This is a genomic window from Haladaptatus salinisoli (genome assembly GCF_020614375.1).
GTDB lineage: Archaea > Halobacteriota > Halobacteria > Halobacteriales > Haladaptataceae > Haladaptatus > Haladaptatus salinisoli.
The window spans coordinates 64,580-80,024 of the sequence record NZ_CP085331.1; the positions used below are offsets into that span (position 1 = coordinate 64,580).

Annotated in this window: 17 protein-coding genes and 2 pseudogenes; 6 read left to right on the top strand and 13 right to left on the bottom strand. The window is 51.3% G+C overall.

Annotated features, from left to right (window positions below):
* Positions 1–46 precede the first annotated feature (46 nt).
* The 4 genes and pseudogenes from LIX00_RS23520 to LIX00_RS23535 all read right to left on the bottom strand — a co-directional run.
* A complete protein-coding gene (locus tag LIX00_RS23520; protein WP_227357334.1) occupies positions 47–286 on the bottom strand; it encodes a hypothetical protein in 240 nt (79 codons plus the stop codon).
* A 134-nt stretch (positions 287–420) separates the two neighbouring features.
* On the bottom strand, positions 421–1,131 hold the full coding sequence (locus tag LIX00_RS23525; RefSeq protein WP_227357335.1) for a phosphoglycerol geranylgeranyltransferase: 711 nt from the start codon (positions 1,129–1,131) through the stop codon (positions 421–423).
* A gap of 868 nt (positions 1,132–1,999) precedes the next feature.
* A complete protein-coding gene (locus LIX00_RS23530; protein ID WP_227357336.1) occupies positions 2,000–3,604 on the bottom strand; it encodes an alkaline phosphatase D family protein in 1,605 nt (534 codons plus the stop codon).
* A gap of 464 nt (positions 3,605–4,068) precedes the next feature.
* Positions 4,069–4,293, bottom strand: a pseudogene (locus LIX00_RS23535) (site-specific integrase); the annotation flags it as partial.
* Positions 4,294–4,551: 258 nt separating this feature from the next.
* On the opposite strand from LIX00_RS23535, the gene LIX00_RS23540 reads away from it, so the two are divergent.
* The gene (locus LIX00_RS23540; protein ID WP_227357337.1) at positions 4,552–4,800 is read left to right on the top strand and encodes an AbrB/MazE/SpoVT family DNA-binding domain-containing protein; all 249 of its coding nucleotides are present in this window, start codon (positions 4,552–4,554) and stop codon (positions 4,798–4,800) included.
* The gene (locus LIX00_RS23545; protein ID WP_227357371.1) at positions 4,781–5,173 is read left to right on the top strand and encodes a PIN domain-containing protein; all 393 of its coding nucleotides are present in this window, start codon (positions 4,781–4,783) and stop codon (positions 5,171–5,173) included. Before LIX00_RS23540 ends, LIX00_RS23545 begins: the two co-directional genes overlap by 20 nt.
* Positions 5,174–5,386: 213 nt before the next feature.
* Here the strand turns inward: LIX00_RS23545 and LIX00_RS23550 are convergent, their stop codons facing one another.
* Positions 5,387–5,554 (bottom strand): DUF1931 domain-containing protein, encoded by a 168-nt coding sequence (locus tag LIX00_RS23550; protein ID WP_227357338.1) that lies wholly within the window; start codon positions 5,552–5,554, stop codon positions 5,387–5,389.
* A 74-nt stretch (positions 5,555–5,628) separates the two neighbouring features.
* On the opposite strand from LIX00_RS23550, the gene LIX00_RS26205 reads away from it, so the two are divergent.
* Positions 5,629–5,844, top strand: a complete 216-nt coding sequence (locus LIX00_RS26205; protein ID WP_368410788.1) for a HalOD1 output domain-containing protein — start codon at positions 5,629–5,631, stop codon at positions 5,842–5,844.
* 438 nt (positions 5,845–6,282) lie between these two features.
* On the opposite strand, the gene ddfA (LIX00_RS23560) is transcribed toward LIX00_RS26205, so the two are convergent.
* From ddfA (LIX00_RS23560) to LIX00_RS23575, 4 genes are all read right to left on the bottom strand, one after another.
* Positions 6,283–6,597 carry a DdfA family disk-determining factor gene (gene ddfA, locus LIX00_RS23560; protein WP_227357339.1) on the bottom strand — a complete coding sequence of 105 codons (315 nt, stop codon included), beginning with the start codon at positions 6,595–6,597 and terminating at the stop codon, positions 6,283–6,285.
* A 202-nt stretch (positions 6,598–6,799) separates the two neighbouring features.
* A complete protein-coding gene (locus tag LIX00_RS23565) occupies positions 6,800–7,105 on the bottom strand; it encodes a hypothetical protein (protein ID WP_227357340.1) in 306 nt (101 codons plus the stop codon).
* 442 nt (positions 7,106–7,547) lie between these two features.
* Positions 7,548–7,904, bottom strand: a complete 357-nt coding sequence (locus tag LIX00_RS23570; RefSeq protein ID WP_227357341.1) for a DUF7344 domain-containing protein — start codon at positions 7,902–7,904, stop codon at positions 7,548–7,550.
* Between the two features lie 170 nt (positions 7,905–8,074).
* The gene (locus LIX00_RS23575; RefSeq protein ID WP_227357342.1) at positions 8,075–8,566 is read right to left on the bottom strand and encodes an Lrp/AsnC family transcriptional regulator; all 492 of its coding nucleotides are present in this window, start codon (positions 8,564–8,566) and stop codon (positions 8,075–8,077) included.
* Positions 8,567–10,072: 1,506 nt separating this feature from the next.
* On the opposite strand from LIX00_RS23575, the gene LIX00_RS23580 reads away from it, so the two are divergent.
* A complete protein-coding gene (locus LIX00_RS23580) occupies positions 10,073–10,912 on the top strand; it encodes a TrmB family transcriptional regulator (RefSeq protein ID WP_227357343.1) in 840 nt (279 codons plus the stop codon).
* Between the two features lie 27 nt (positions 10,913–10,939).
* On the opposite strand, the gene ddfA (LIX00_RS23585) is transcribed toward LIX00_RS23580, so the two are convergent.
* From ddfA (LIX00_RS23585) to LIX00_RS23595, 3 genes are all read right to left on the bottom strand, one after another.
* Positions 10,940–11,242, bottom strand: coding sequence for a DdfA family disk-determining factor (gene ddfA / locus LIX00_RS23585; protein ID WP_227357344.1), 303 nt, complete (start codon positions 11,240–11,242; stop codon positions 10,940–10,942).
* A 387-nt stretch (positions 11,243–11,629) separates the two neighbouring features.
* Entirely contained in the window at positions 11,630–11,830 is a 201-nt protein-coding gene (locus LIX00_RS23590) for a hypothetical protein (RefSeq protein ID WP_227357345.1), read from the bottom strand.
* Positions 11,831–11,981: 151 nt separating this feature from the next.
* The gene (locus LIX00_RS23595) at positions 11,982–12,620 is read right to left on the bottom strand and encodes a helix-turn-helix domain-containing protein (protein WP_227357346.1); all 639 of its coding nucleotides are present in this window, start codon (positions 12,618–12,620) and stop codon (positions 11,982–11,984) included.
* Between the two features lie 205 nt (positions 12,621–12,825).
* On the opposite strand from LIX00_RS23595, the gene LIX00_RS23600 reads away from it, so the two are divergent.
* Entirely contained in the window at positions 12,826–13,437 is a 612-nt protein-coding gene (locus LIX00_RS23600; RefSeq protein WP_227357347.1) for a hypothetical protein, read from the top strand.
* 210 nt (positions 13,438–13,647) lie between these two features.
* Here LIX00_RS23600 and LIX00_RS23605 read toward each other — a convergent pair.
* Positions 13,648–13,850: pseudogene (locus LIX00_RS23605) on the bottom strand (site-specific integrase); the annotation flags it as partial.
* A 1,142-nt stretch (positions 13,851–14,992) separates the two neighbouring features.
* Here LIX00_RS23605 and LIX00_RS23610 point away from each other — a divergent pair.
* A complete protein-coding gene (locus tag LIX00_RS23610) occupies positions 14,993–15,283 on the top strand; it encodes a PadR family transcriptional regulator (protein ID WP_227357373.1) in 291 nt (96 codons plus the stop codon).
* The last annotated feature ends 162 nt before the right edge of the window (positions 15,284–15,445 follow it).

The following is a 15,445-nucleotide window of genomic DNA, read 5'->3' on the forward strand; positions in this document are numbered from 1 at the left end:
AACCGAAACGGCCGAGAAGGCTTTCGAGAAGTTCCACTACCGCAGGTTATGTCCGAGACATGCCGAGTACCGTATCCCAGACTCTCTCTGTCGCAACGTACTCACCGTCCTGCTCTTCGATGTACTCTTCGGCAAGAGCCTCGGCTATCGCGTCATCGAGATCGCCGTCAAAGCGGCTATAGTGGCTTGCAATCACACCAATGTGGGGGCGATCAATTGTCGCTCGGTTTTGCCCGTTCGTATTATGCTCGATAATTCGGGCGATGATTGCAGCATTTTCGCTCATACTTACTGGTTGTGCTTGAACGGGTTAAATCGGTGGACGATAGTTGTTAGCAGCTCATACTAACCGACGAGCGACTAATTGCAGACTCACACTCTCGATTTCCTCAATCCCCGCAGTGATCGTAGAGGGCACGATTATGACTTATGCTGCGCATCCGTTACTCCGCGAACGGTTTCCGCGACCGCCTCGATGCCGGCCTCGTGAAGTACATCGCCGACAATAACTGTATCTGCGACACTTGCCATCTCGTAGGCCGAGTCATAGTCGTGAATCCCACCTCCATAGAAGAGCCGCGCTGATGAGAGCGTATCTCGTGCCGCAGCCACGATAGTTGGATCGCCGAGAGTGCCGGAATACTCGAGGTAGACGATCTCCTGGCCAAGGATGTGTTCTGCGAGTTCAGCATAGGCAACGACGTCATCCCTGTCGAGATCACAGTTGGCCTGCGTGTACGTCGCTACTGACGATGCTGGATTGAGGACAATATATGCTTCAGTCTGAATGTATTCCCAATTAATGTCCATCGAGCGCACCCACTCCTGATGGGCCCCCACCATCCACATACGGTCGCCGGTGTTCAGTACGATGGGAATGAGGTACCCAGAGAGGCCATGCCTGTAGAACTCTGTGGGTTGGTAGGTCGGTTCGACAAAGATGGGGATCTCGACAGAAGCGAGTGCAGTAACGAGCTGCTGGACGCGCTTCTCCGTGACATTCGTGGTACCGCCAATAATGATCGCGTCTGTGCCTGTGTCAGCGATTGCTGCATACGAGTCCTCGCGATGAAGTGGTTTCTCCGGATCCACTTTCGTCACGTGAGTCCACCGCTGCCATGCCGTCGCCATAACGTCTCTAGTTCTATGAGACGCAAGTCGTTTGCTCTTGAGAGGGGATAAATTGACAATCGAGAAGCGTATTGACGACTCACCGATATGGGGCTCAAAACACTCCAAATAGAAGGAAGTAATCAGTAAGCAGGAACATTCCGTATCGCGATCGTGGATACGTTGCCAGTTTCAGACATCAAAGGATAGACGCTGTAAACTACCGTGTCCTCACCGAAATCCCTTGGAGAGCTATCTTGACAGATGATTATTCTTCCAAGAAAGTGGATTTCCAGTCCTGCTGAACTGACAGTCCCGACATTAGCTTGCGATCGATTTGAGTTCTCTTTCCGTAAACCTTCACTTGTCGGAAGTCAAACTATCTGTCGCTCGAACCCGGAGAAAGAGTTCTTTCAGTTCCATGGACAGTCAGGTCATAGTCAGTGGCAATATCAGCTAATGGTTCGGTCAGTGATCGCTGGGAGACGACAACTTTGGCCGAACAGCTAGGACATGTTGCCTTCTGCAACTCTCCGCTGTATTCCCAAACGTAGTTGCAGTGGTGACAGCTGAGTGCCTGGCTCACGTTACGTAGTAGCGATGGTTGTGATAACTTTGTATTTAATTGTTGATTTCTGAGGCGTTCGCCGAAAGCGGTGAGAATGATTGTTTATGAGTGCTCTTTAATTGTCCAACTGGTATCGAGGTCACAGTCCGCCTACGTGTATATGTGGCGACTGTTGACGTCGGATTGAGGACGACTAGGAGAGAAAAACTTTGGTTAGCTTCTTGCCCTTATTGCTTCATCACTTCTCGCACCAGCAGAGCCGTTCGTACATACTGTCGAAGTGAGTGGAGATGACAATAAAAGAGATTCAAGGAAGTATGATTAACGCTCCTGTAGACCAGGGTTCCCGTCTTTGACGACGAAACTCGCGTCCGTATGGATTGGTGCTCCAGGATCAGTTACGTAGGGGACGACCTGGTAGTCAGTCTGCCACTGATCAGGTGTGAGTGTACAGCGGACGTAGCCGCGTTGGGCGTTGTGGTACTTGATGTGCTCATTTTCAGCTAGAATCCGCCTGCCGAAATCATCCATCTCAGTACCGTTCTTGCCGGAACTGATAGACGTTCCAATAAATTCGGTGCCGATCGTGGCGGAATCTGGATCGTCGAAGTCTTTTTTGAGATTATTCGCAAAGTTGCGGTGGAAGTCGCCAGTGATGACGACTGGATTTCGAACCTCTTGCTCGAAGGTCGTCAGGACACGATCACGATCCGCGATGTAGCCATCCCACTTATCCATGCTCAACGCTTCTTCAGGTCCCCGTTCAAAGTCCATCTCGGCCATGAGCACCTGATTGGCAATGATATCCCACGTGGCAGTGGAATTTCCAAGGTTATCCAATAGCCACTCTTCCTGTGCATCCCCAAGTATGGTGCGGGATGGATCGAGACGTTCCTTGCAATCCTTTTTGGCTCCACCTCCACATGCTTGATCGCTCCGGTACTGCCGCGTGTCGAGGATATTGAATTCGGCGAGGTCGCCGAAGGTGAAGTTTCGATACACCGGCATGTCTGGCCCATCGGGCATACGCGAAGGACGCAACGGCATATGCTCGAAATAAGCCTGCAATCCGTTGGCACGCCGTTGTAAGAATTCTCTGACGGATTGTTTATCTGGATCCTGCGGATCCTCATCAGCCCAATTATTATCTACTTCATGATCATCAAATGTAACGATCCACGGTGCGCTCGCGTGAGCAGCTTGCAGATTGGGATCTGATTTATAGAGACCGTATTGGAGTCGGTACCGATCCAACGTTTTCGGTTCGGTTCGATATACCTGGGGGACAGAGGTGTTGCGTTCACCGCCGTTCGGACCGATGCCGTACTCGTAGATATAATCTCCAAGATGGATAATCAAATCCAGCTCGTCATCAGCCATATACTTATAGGCCGTGTAGAAGCCATTATACCATGCCTGGCACGAGGCGAACGCGAATGAAAACTCGTCAAGTCTGGCATTAGGGGCTGGTGCAGTCTTTGTCCGGCCGACTGAGCTCTGTCTACCGCCAGTTCTGAATTGATAGTAGTACTCCGTATTGGATTCGAGTCCCGTCACATCAACGTGAACCGAATGGGCGTGTTCCGGTTGAGCGAATACCTCCCCAGTCTGCACGATTTCACGCATATCCTCATCGGCCGCCACGGTCCACTGGACGGGAACTCGTCGATCAGGCATTCCACCGCCTCGCTTGAACGGCTCTGGGACGAGGCGAGTCCACAGGATGACTGAATCAGGGAGCGGGTCGCCTGAAGCAACTCCCAATGAGAAGGGATCGCTCGTGAAACGCCCTTGGTCGTCCATCGCTGCTGTCGCGTGACCCGCTGTCCCAACAGCTGCCAATGTTGCCGCTCCGCCAGTTCGCTGGAGGAATCGTCGTCGACTATGTGCGCTTGGATCTGGGATTTCTGGATTTTCTAAATCCATGCGATTGACTCATTCCAAGAGTTTAAAATAAGAATTTATAGTTTTGATATATCGGAATATAGGTAGTTATATATCCATATAAGTATTATTGGATATCTAAATAGCTTAACTTACTAAGGCCCATTTATTAGATGATAAACTTCATAAATTATAACATTCGGAATAGATTCTTCAGTATGTTTCGATTGTCGTAGTCGAAGTAACTACATCCAAGTCACTCTTCACGAAGGAGATTAAGGGGCCAAAATTGACAACAAGAAACATCGTCTGAGCGATTGCGCTGGTGTTTTACCTCAGAGAAGAAGTCGGCAGAGACGACTCTCGCCGACATGGAAGATCAAGAATCTCCCCTACAATGCTTCTCTGAACAGTCGCCCAATCGCTGACGGCTCGTTCTACTCCCGAGTTGCGTGCGCTCTCCGACGACAAGAAGGGTTAGCAGAAGCGGTGACACTCTCCCAGATGTCCTTGCCGTTCGTGACTTCGAGTTCGTAGTGGCGACCGTCGTCCATTCGTGAGATGTCCGAAGGTGTGACGCCGAGAACTTCGGTGACGCGCAAGCCACAGTCACCCATCAACCGAATGGCAATCTCGTGTTCGAACGAGTCCGCGGCGCGCGGAATGGCGCGATACTCCTCCCGACTGAGCCAGACATTGAACGTCCCGTCTTTGTTCCGTTCCGTCCTCATTGCGTGTTATTCTTAACTTTCATGCAATATATTGGTTTGAGACGGCGCAATCGAGAAGTTAAATCGCGTGATTTCGGGCGTTTCACGGGTTGAGAAACAATTGAGTTGCACGTTTATGGATAAACACGAAATTGAGCTATCCACGCGTTTCGACCCCTCATAGGGACTGGGGCTAGTATTATCTACTAACTCTGTTCAGTCCCACGAGAGGGAAGATAGTGGGAAAAACTCTTATCGTCCCACGGCCTACGATGATCTATGACCACGAAGACCGACGAGCGGGGACGATTATATCTCTCGAAGGATCTCCGAGCACGATACGGCGAACGATTCCATGTCGTCGAGTATCAGGACCGAATCGAACTCATCCCCGTTGACGAGGATCCACTCGAGGGGCTTCGTGAAGCGGTCGGTGATGCTTTTGAGGACAAATCCGTTGACGAACTCCGACAGGAGGCGCGTGATCAAGCCGTCGAAGACGCGGAGAATGATGTTCGTCGAGACTGATTTTCTGCTCGCGCTCGCGAAAGACGACGATTGGTTACAAGAGCGCGCCGTCGCTGCCGTCGAGGAGTACGAGACGCTCGAAACATCACTCGTTGCGTTGGCGGAGTTTCTCGCTGTGAGCGACCGCTACGAGTTCGATCGCACGCGAGCAATGGCTGACTTGCTCGATATCGTCACGGTCACCGAGGAGGAAAAGCAAATCGCGTTGAAAGCCGCGAAGTATCAAGACGAGGGGGGTGCGACCGCGTTCGATGCCGTCCATGCAGCGACAGTCGAGACAAAGCGACTCGGGATACTCGCGTCCGATCACATCTACGACGATCTGGATATCGATCGCGTAGCCCTCGAGCCGCCTGAAGACAAGCGACCGTGACTCGACGCGCATAGATTGAATTGGAAGTACCGGGGGTGTTCTACTTCCGCTTATGGTCTAAGCGGCAGTGGATATCACTCAATTGAGATTACATCCGTCTTTATCAGTCTTTTTCTTGACCCACTTTTACGATGGCACTCACTGCCTATCCTTACTCTTTCCTCGTTTTTGGTGTGGGTGATCAGTATGCTAAACCCAGCGGGCTATGAGTGCCTAAAGATCGCGAGGTTGGACTGTTTTGCGGTCGTTTTCCTCGGCTCGCCGGGCGGCATTGTCGAGGACAGTCGCGACTTCGTCGTCGAGTGCATCATAGAAGTCACTCGCCACGTTCTTGTCGTCGAGTTGGTTTTTTACTGCGGCTTTGACAATCAAATCAGTCATACAGGCGTCCAGACGGTATAATACTACAAAAAGTCACTGGTAAAAACAGCCTTGGCACAGCGATCATCTGCGCGATTGCCGCGGCCAAAGGTGTCGATCCAGCCGAGGTGAAAGACCCTGTTTTGTACGAGTGCGTGGACGTCGACGCGCTCGAAGATTCCTTCTTCGGGCCCAGGGTCAGTGGTCAGATTCGTGATGGCGTTGGGAGCGTCGCGTTTCGCTACGACACCGATCGCATCGAGATCGCCAGTGATGGCTGGATTTCCGTCTCTGCAGTCGCGTTTGAGTAGCGGTGAGTAACAGGAAGTGGTCTTCAGATGGGCAACCTCAACGGTGGGAGTCTCGGATGTCGTGTATCGGGGGGGGTGTTTTCCACGTTTACTGAGAGCTGGGAAAAATACAGTGACCAGCACTCGTTCGGAGTGACCTGACAACTTAACCAAATCGGCCAGCGCCAGTGCTTCAGAGACAGCCGCCGACAGAGGAAAGGATCTGAGATGTTCATCATAGATCATTGAGTATACGGTACGACTACAGGATGGTGCTGATCTTGAATTGACAGACGTGGGAGTATCAACCGATGATAATCGAATCGCGTTCTCAATCGATGGCCGGATCGGCAATATCGATGACGAACTCATGGCTGTATTTCGTGACACAACGCTGCGACCGGTGGCAATCACGTTTGAGGCCGACGATACCGACGCGGAGTAGCTGCGTCGACAGAGCTACTCACGTTCTTCGTCGAGTGGATCCAGTTCGATCATGCAATCACTGGTAACCGTCACCTGGTACCCCGCATAGGCGAACGTGACGTGGCCGTCCGTTCGTGTGTCTCCCTGAGTGGTCGGTGCAAAGAGCCGATCCAACGCCTCTGGATCGACGACCGCATAGAGCGGACCAAGTTCATCAGGCGAAGTATCGGCGGCGTCGGTGACTGCGGTCACAACTCGCTCAGTGAGTGACGTGGAGTGATAGGTCGGTGGCTGGTGCGAGTCGTCTCGGTGATTGTCCCGGGCGATTGGAGAATCCTCGCCGCTCATAGTTGCTCTGCCGTATGTTTGCAATGAGCATAAATCTAGTGTGAGGATATGAGTGAACAGCGTTCGGAGCTGTAGTCCCCCATCCTAACTCCCGCCTCGGTCATCTGCAACGAACACATCGTCCAGATGATTCCCCAACACAGTCACTGCAGTTCATGACAATAACAGGGAGTTGTATGTCCCCATCGAAAGCGAGTCGTGATTAGTCGTCGTTCTCGGCGTCGTCGTCGAGCGCATCCGTGAACAAAAAGTGATTGAATGGTTGGACGCGCCGCTGACGCATGATCTCCGAACTGTCGATCGTCAACCCGAGTTCGTGCAGCGCGTCCGTGATGCGCGTGATATCTGCCGTGCTCGTCCCAACAACTTCCACATGGATATTCCGGTGGCCGGTGAGCATCTCGTGCACATCGACGACTCCCTGGACGCCAAGTGCTTTTTCGACGAATTCAGTCCGTTCAACTGCCGGGGCGGCGCACACAAACAACACGCGGAGTGGGAGGTTCACTGCTTCATAGTTGATTTCGTCAGTTTCGAGCTGTTCGATGCGGTTGCGAACGGTACTCGGTGAGACACCGACGGTCTCACAATGTCTTGGGCTGTCGTGTTGCGCGCATCTTGCTGAAGAAGATAGAGGATACCGCGATCCACGTTGTCAAGCGGACGGCTCATACGGGTGACTATGAGTCTGGCTAGTTGACTAGATCCCCACGGAAGACTCTGCCAGCTGTTCTCGCCGTGTGGAACGACGATTAGTCGTCTGTAACGCTTTGGTCGAGACGGTCGACGGGTCTCTTCAGCACATGGTTTACAGGAGGTATCACTCACTTCCTCACGCAACTAATTTTCCAGACGGTCGTGTATCCGCCTGGAGGCGGATGCAGTTGGGACGGAGTGGAGAGAACCGATAAACGAGTAGCCGAACCGCACTACTCCTGTCGTGCGGATTCCTATTCCACAGCCGAAACCGTCACCAGCATTTCCTCGAGCAGTGCGTCCACCTGCGGTGGGGCTGTATAGGCGGCTTGCTGAGCGGATTGGTCATACTCGATCACCCCTGCATCAGCGAGTTTCGGGAGGTGGATATGATGCACCGTAATCTCTATGTCCGTGTTCTCATCTGGCGAGATTTGCTCGACACGCTGTGTCAGCGCCGTCACTAACGCAGAGATCGGCATGGGTGCCTCGTTGTCGCGAAGATACTGGAGGAGAACCCGCCGCCGGTGATCAGCAAGTAGCTTGAATAATAGGGTAAGCTGCCCCTTTGTGGTGCTACGATCGCCAATCGCGTGTCTCTCCTCGTGCATACTCGCACTTCGAGTGGCCATACATATAATCATTTTTAGTAATTATATTGTTAGATTGTGGAATGCGCATGGAGAGGCGTGGAATATCGTTTTACAACAGATTCACTGTGTGATTCCAGCACTGTACGCCTTTAAAAGTGCGAAATGCGCAATTAAAAGGGGTGAAAAAATCAGCTCTCACGTCGCTCCTCTGCCGTTTCCTCACTGAAGTGGAAATGATCGAAGGGCTGGATATGCCGCTCGCGCATGATCTCGGAACTCTCAATCGTAACGCCTGAGTCGTGCAGCGTGTCCGTGATGCGGGTGATATCTTGGCTACTCGTCCCAATCGCTTCCACGTAGATATTCCGTTTGCCGACAAGCATCTCGCGCACATCGACCACGCCCTGCACAGCAAGCATCTTCTGGACAAATTCGGCTTGTTCGGTTGCTGGCGCGGTACACACGAACAGTACGCGGAGCGGAAGGTTGGCGGCTTCATAGTCGATCTCGGGATGATAGCCCTTGATAATGCCGTCTTCTTCAAGTTGCGCAATCCGGTTCCGGACTGTGCTCGCGGAGACACCGACTGTTTCAGCAATCTCTTCCGTGGTTGTATTCCGTGCGTCTCGCTGGAGATGATACAGGATGCCTTGATCAACGTTGTCAAGTCCTCGACCCATACGCAAGAATAGGGAGATGGGCGTAAATAGTCTGTGAGAAACTGAGTGAACTTCACCAGCCCTCGTTTAAGTGATTTACACACTTCCTCAAACGACTCCTAATCTGAAAAATATGGGTTGCTTAACCATGTGTACTGTGTTTAGATGCAAGAACCACTGATGCTCGATGAGCAGCTCTCAGTCCTCTCGAATCACCACCGACGACAACTCCTTATTGCCGTAGCACAACGGACTCCCCCACCCCGATCGTCTCGCTCCATCCCGAGGGTTAGCGACGGACGGTGGAACCCGAGACCAGACAATCGCAGGCCTTCCTGTTCACTGTGCCCACCGGAATAATAGGCGTATAAGAGTCTGACGTCACTCCTCTTTCAGTAATTAGGGATAGTGGTTCTTCAATTCGAGAGTAGTGTGGTGATCAAGTTTGGGCTGTGAAAGCCCAGACTCGATATAGAAGTGAATCACTGCGTCTCGGGATGGAAATTGAAGGAGACACAGCCACTCAGAGAGTGTAACACGCCCGAACAGCACAGTTGCCTCCTGCTCGTGGAGTGTAGTCGCAAGCGTGGCAAGCGGCGTGACTGCATCGGCGCTCACATTCCATTGAACACGGTAGGACACTCGGTCAGAACATCGAGCGCGTTGGGAGAGGTCAGTCACTGCTCGGTCGTTAGCGAGGCGACTTGCGAGCAGCTCGCGCTCGGGGCCATATGCCCAGAAGTGAGGAAAGAGTTCCGTGGTGGGATCGCCAAGGGTGGCGAATTCGAGAAAGGAATTCAACTCACGAAGGTATGGACTAACGAGATTGATTTGCTCGGCGGGAAATGTGAGTCGATACACCAAACGCATCTGCTAAGTATTGACGGTGCCAGTTAGAAAAATCGACTGGCCACATTCCTTGGGTTTCAAAGCCCTGGTAATACTTTTCAGAACATGTGAGGATGAATAGACATGGGAGTCGCAAGTCCTCTTTGAAATGGCGATACACCCCCACCAATGGTGAGCCACCCGACTAATGCTTATCTTCAAAAACTACCACAAAGGTGGTAGCTCAGGTACGGAGTGACGATTGGTTGGGACCCATTCGAACTCCGTACCACTTCGTCCTTTGCGCTAGTCCTGTATAATCCTACTGTGATTATTTGGGTGACTGAGTACATATCTGATTTATAACTGGAGGGAATTTACATAGCCACCGTCTGATTCCATCGAAAGCATACCAATCGAGAAGCTATCCACTTGCTGTGAAATCAGCAAGAATATCGCAATAAATTGCGGTTTCAGAATCAATCTTCTGTGATTATCTGGGTGAATATCGCGTTAGCTGGCGAATCAGCAAAATGACGGCGGAGGGATGAGTGTCTTTGATACGTCTTGAGAAACAAGATGAACCGATGGTGAATCGGTCTGTCGACCACGCTCGGTGGGTGAGACAACAACTGACGTACGGGCGACGACAGAACGGTATGGACGACTCCGGTACTACCAGACCAATGGTTGGGACCCATGAAGGACTTATCTAATCAACAACAAGCGATCGAACTGCTCCAACAACTCGGGTTAAAAGAATACGAAGCAGGGTGTTTCGTGGCGTTGGCACGCCTTCCAAAAGGGACGGCCAAAGAGATCAGCGAAACCTCCGACGTACCGCGAACACGCGTCTATGATGCAATCCGAGTGTTAGAATCCAAAGGGCTTGTCGAAATCGAGCATTCGAACCCCCAGCAATTCCGCGCCGTGCCAATCGAGGAGGCTGCAGAGACGTTGCGTCAAGAGTATGAATCACGGACGGACACACTCGTCGAGGCTCTTACTGCGATCGAGCCTGCAGAATCGAACGGCGGTGATGAGGAACTCACACACGAAGTCTGGGCGCTGTCGGGAACAACCCCGATTACGAATCGTACTCAACAACTCATTGAGGCCGCCGGACGAGAGATCGTACTCATCGTCGGACGTGAAGAGGTGATTACTGACGAGTTGCTCGAACAGTTCCACGAGGCGCTGGACACCGGTCTCGATGTGCTGATTGGCACACAAACCGAGGAACTCCGCGAGCAAATTGCAAATGCACTGCCCGATGCAGAAGTATTCGTCTCCGGGTTAGAGTGGTTGCATAGCTCGCCACTCGAGGCCAACGACGATACGACGATCAGTCGGTTACTGTTAATCGATAAGAACACAATTCTCGTGAGCTCGGTCCACGAGACAGCCACTGGTGGGATTGAGACGGAAAAGGCCATATTTGGGAGAGGGTTCGACAATGGGATTGTCGTGATTGCCCGACGACTGATGGCGACGGGATTACCACCGCGACACGATCCTGATCCGACTGCGGACGATTAGTCCTCGGTGCGACAGCATCGAGAGTTCTTAGGCGGGAGCAACGTGAACAGCGCCAGTGCTGTGGACAGTAACGGAGTAGCCAGTGTAGGTGAAGGAGATCGATGCAGTCGTATCGGTGGTCCGTGCCAGTGGTGGTGCAATAATCGCATCTAAGGCGTCGGGATCAATCCACTCGTAGAGTGGACTGAGCTCCAGATGGTCGCAGTTTGCTGCCTGGGCAACGGTTTCGACGACAGCGGTGCTCGGCTCGATTGCTAACCACTCATACTGGTTTTGAATTGCTTCGCGTGGCACTCCAGCATCAGAGCTCGGCGAATCCTCATCACTCATGCGTGAGCACTTTGGGAGCGATTATCAAAAACATTCTGTGAGAATATGGGTAACAAGAGATTTACATCTGACTTCTGAATCGGAAATTCAACATTCTCGGCTACCGGAGCACATGCTAATCGGGTTAATCGGAAATCCCAGGTGATATTCACTACTGCATAGAATTGAAAAGGGTAGTGAGTCACCGTCTTACGGCCACTTCTTTAAAAAGAAACGGCTGTTTATCAGACACTTGATCGTGATCTTGACGCCTGTTGTATCAGATGATTAGAGAAGTACTTACCCTAACGACAAACGGACAGTTGCAGCAAAGTCGACTGCTTACTGTGGAGTCGTCTCGAAAGCACCAGACTTCCCTCGACGACAACGAATAACGCTCAGGGTTGCTCATTCTTCCTCAGGTTCTTCGGCTTCGAACGTGATCGCGACCGGCTGGAGTGTCTGGCCCTCGAAGACCTCTATGAGGTCGTCATTAATCTCTTCGATGCGGCCCTCGACTGAAAACGCGATTGTATCACCTTCGGTCGCCACTCCGATCTCGGTGAGTTCCAGCTCCGCGCCATCCTGTAAACTGATCGTATACTTCATTCGTAGCGAAGACCCTTATTCGCTAGTCTCCTGAGTTGCGTCTCTAACATCGTCTCCCTCATCATGAGTTAGGTTGTGGAAACAAGGAGTAAAGAAATACTGGCTGTGTGCACAGGCGATTTATTACTCCATCTAGGAAACGAAGCTGGCATCACTGAAAGAGATTTACGAGCACCTTCTCGAGACCGCGCCAGAGACGTTCTGAAAACGCTTGTTGGCTGATACCAAGCTCATCGGCCAATGCCTGCATCTGTACCTCCCGTGGAATACTGAAATACCCGCGATCGAGTGCCAGGACAATCGCCTCGCGCTGTTCGTTCGTCAACTTGAACATCCGCCCGCGCAGTGCTTCCTCGGTCAATGTGTATACGCGATCGATATGGATCGGGATCCCATGGTCGGTACAGTAGTTGTAGAACTGTCCGACGTGATCGTGATCAAGAAACCGAAGGACGAAGTGCCACGTTTTGGTCCCTGCTGCTTCAAGAATCGTCCCTTCTGTTTCAACGATACCAGCCATGAGATCTTCGTACTCACCCGTCCACTCGACTTTGTAGAGAGCGTGGCTGCCCAGGGTGTCGAGCTGCACGAGATTTTTGACGTACCTGCTCTCAGTGGCACTCGCATCCAACCCCTTTTCATCCGGATCACTAACCCAGAGAAATGGGAAGATGGTGTCTCCGGCGGGGATAATCTTCTCAAGTTCAATGTGGACATCGCCAACTCCGGCCAAGGCCCGTCCCAATGCCAGATCCTCCTTGTCGATGGTGAACTCTACAATGATACTCATAACCACAACTCACTGTTCAGAAAGGTAGCTGTTCGGGCAAGGAACACTCTGCAACGGTGGATTGAGAGCTACACACACGGACTGCGCACAGATTAATTCGGGGGTGCCGGGGTAATTTCACTTCCGCTTACGATTTTGTGGAGAAGTGTAAAAGAGATATTTCACTGTACACGAAGCTTATTGTCTAATAGAGACATCTCTGTACATGAAACGCCGAACCACACTACTCAGCCTCCTCTCTCTGTTCTCAGTCTTTGCTGGCTGTCTTGGGAACGCATCGTCAGGTGACCTACCGTTCCGAAAACGGGTTTCAGTGAAACAAACCGACGCGATTCCAGAATACTACCCTGTTGACTTAACTATTGAAGTTGTGCAGGCGGAGATCACCAAAACACAAACTGCTCATCTGAAAGCGACAGCGAAGAACACAGACGAAGTGACGAGAGAATTCGAGCCAGCCTACTATAAAGGTGCAAGCTCACGGGCAAGTAATTCAGGCATTCTCCTGTATTCTCTCCGTGCCCCAGATAGCCCACCAGCTGATTATGCTCCTGACTGCATTGGGTCGGACGGCAAATCACAGGGAAAGCTACATTGGTCAAATGAGTATCCTGGGACAGAAACCCTCGAACCGGGCGATTCATCAAGCGAAGAACTGATTGTTGTTGACGATCCCACCGTTCGCGGTTGTATTCCGACTGGGGAGTACAGATTTGAAACCCCGTACAATATCAGCGACGAAAAGGGGTATGATGAGCAGTTTACGTGGGGATTCACGCTCCGAGTCGATGACGTAAGTACAGAGCGAACTCGATAATGAGAGTGAAAAAAGAGAGAAGTGACGGCGGGTTACTTCACTACCTCCCAAAATAGATCGCTTGCTTCGGCGTAGAGTGGCCTCGGGTTAAATAGAGTGCTTCTATTGTTCAGTCACGAATTGTGCACAGATCAATTCGGGAGTACCGTGGAGTTCCCACTTCCGCTTAGAGCATTCTGGAGTAGTGATTCCCGGCCCTGAATTGGCCACTCATAGCTCAACGGCGCTCATCGACTCAATGATATTCGCTTTAGTGGGCGCAACGAGATACGGGTCAATCGCATCATAACTCGACCGCCACCCAGTGCCATTACAATTCGCGGTGAGACGTTCTCCTCGACCAGCAGGTGATTCGCCCAACAGCGGCACAAGTCGTACGTAGATACCCGTCGATAGTCCTCATTATCTGTCTCCTTTCTAGGGGACAGTGGTACACGATACCCTTGTGACGACAGCGTCAGAACGGTGGTTGATCGAGAAATGTGTGTCAGGAAACGATGGAGGACACGTTTCTCTGGTGACCACCATAGCCGCCGTGACGATGGAGCGACAAACAGGTAGCGTTTGTCATGCGATGATGGCGTTCGTTTCTCCCACCCATTGTCTTCGTCTACCGCACAATAACTACTAACATGGACGATAATGACTTAATGACTCTGGTTGCAGAAGCGTACAAATAATATAGTTTTGACTAAATGGCAGTCTTTGAAACGTGGGTGATAGAGGTAGGTGCTGCTCCATCGTAGCCCACGTTCATCGGACGTCAGTGGCACAGTCCATTGTTCTCACTGATACCCGACAGTAAAGAGAATGATATGGTTTGACATGGTTATTTGGGAAGCGGCAAATAGAATCGATGGTTTTCGTCTCCTCTATAAGAAAGTCAAAGAGACATTAAATGTCCACGAGGACATCCATGCTTAGCACATTATACTAAGCCACCGAGAAGAGACGTTGAATTAATACCCCTGTTTCCAACGGCTGTAAAAATAAACGCGAATACACACGAATACACATACCTTGAGTGTACTGAAAATCAGCTAGAACTATCAGACACCCGACCCAGGAAAATACCGTCTGCACATGGGTTTGGGCGAGCGTTCGACGAAGTTAGTATGCTGTACTAACCTACCCGAGGGCGCTTTGTGACGATTCTTCTCGTGAGCAACAGCGTTGGCAGCCGGGTCGTGGGGGAGGGGGGTGAAATTGAGTTGCAGTACGAGTTCGATGACCGAGCTGTAGCCTCCCCACGGTGGGCAGTGTGGGCTGGAGTGCCATGAATCCTGGGGATATCTTAGTTACTACAATATACTAACCTATGAAAGCATTGGGAACGTTTCCAACCCTTTGCGCAGAGATCCATTCGAGGGTACCGGACGGTGTCCACTCCCACTTAATTTAACCAGAAGTAATAGCGATTTCGATAGCTTTTATATTATAGTTCATAATAAAATATCATCATTTCAAATCATCTGTATATAACTAGTCAACCCTGCGAACTCTCATATACCGTAAAGGATTTCATAAATGCGTGACAATGGCTAGTAGGAGAATAATGCACGATCTGACTGGCTTTCAACGCGACCTCCTGTACGTCGTCACTGGATTAGACGAACCACATGGGCTCGCCATCAAGGATGACCTCGAAGACTACTACGACACGGAAGTCCATCACGGGCGACTCTATCCAAATCTAGATACCCTCGTCGACAAAGGGCTGATCGAGAAGAGCGAAAAAGATCGTCGGACGAACAGCTACACACTGACTCAGCGTGGCCAGCGAGAAATCCAAGCGAGACGAGACTGGGAAGAAGAGTATCTCGGGCAAGACGTTGCAACAGCCTGAGAACCCTGTTTCGGACCTATTTCGTTCGGCAACCCCTATGCCATCAACTGAACCCTCGTTCTGCCACAACACGAGCGTTTCAGCAAGTCGGATGATACTCTATCGGAATAGTCGTAATTCGTGGAACTGATTGGAGATAACGCCAGTTTGGAGTTGATGAGT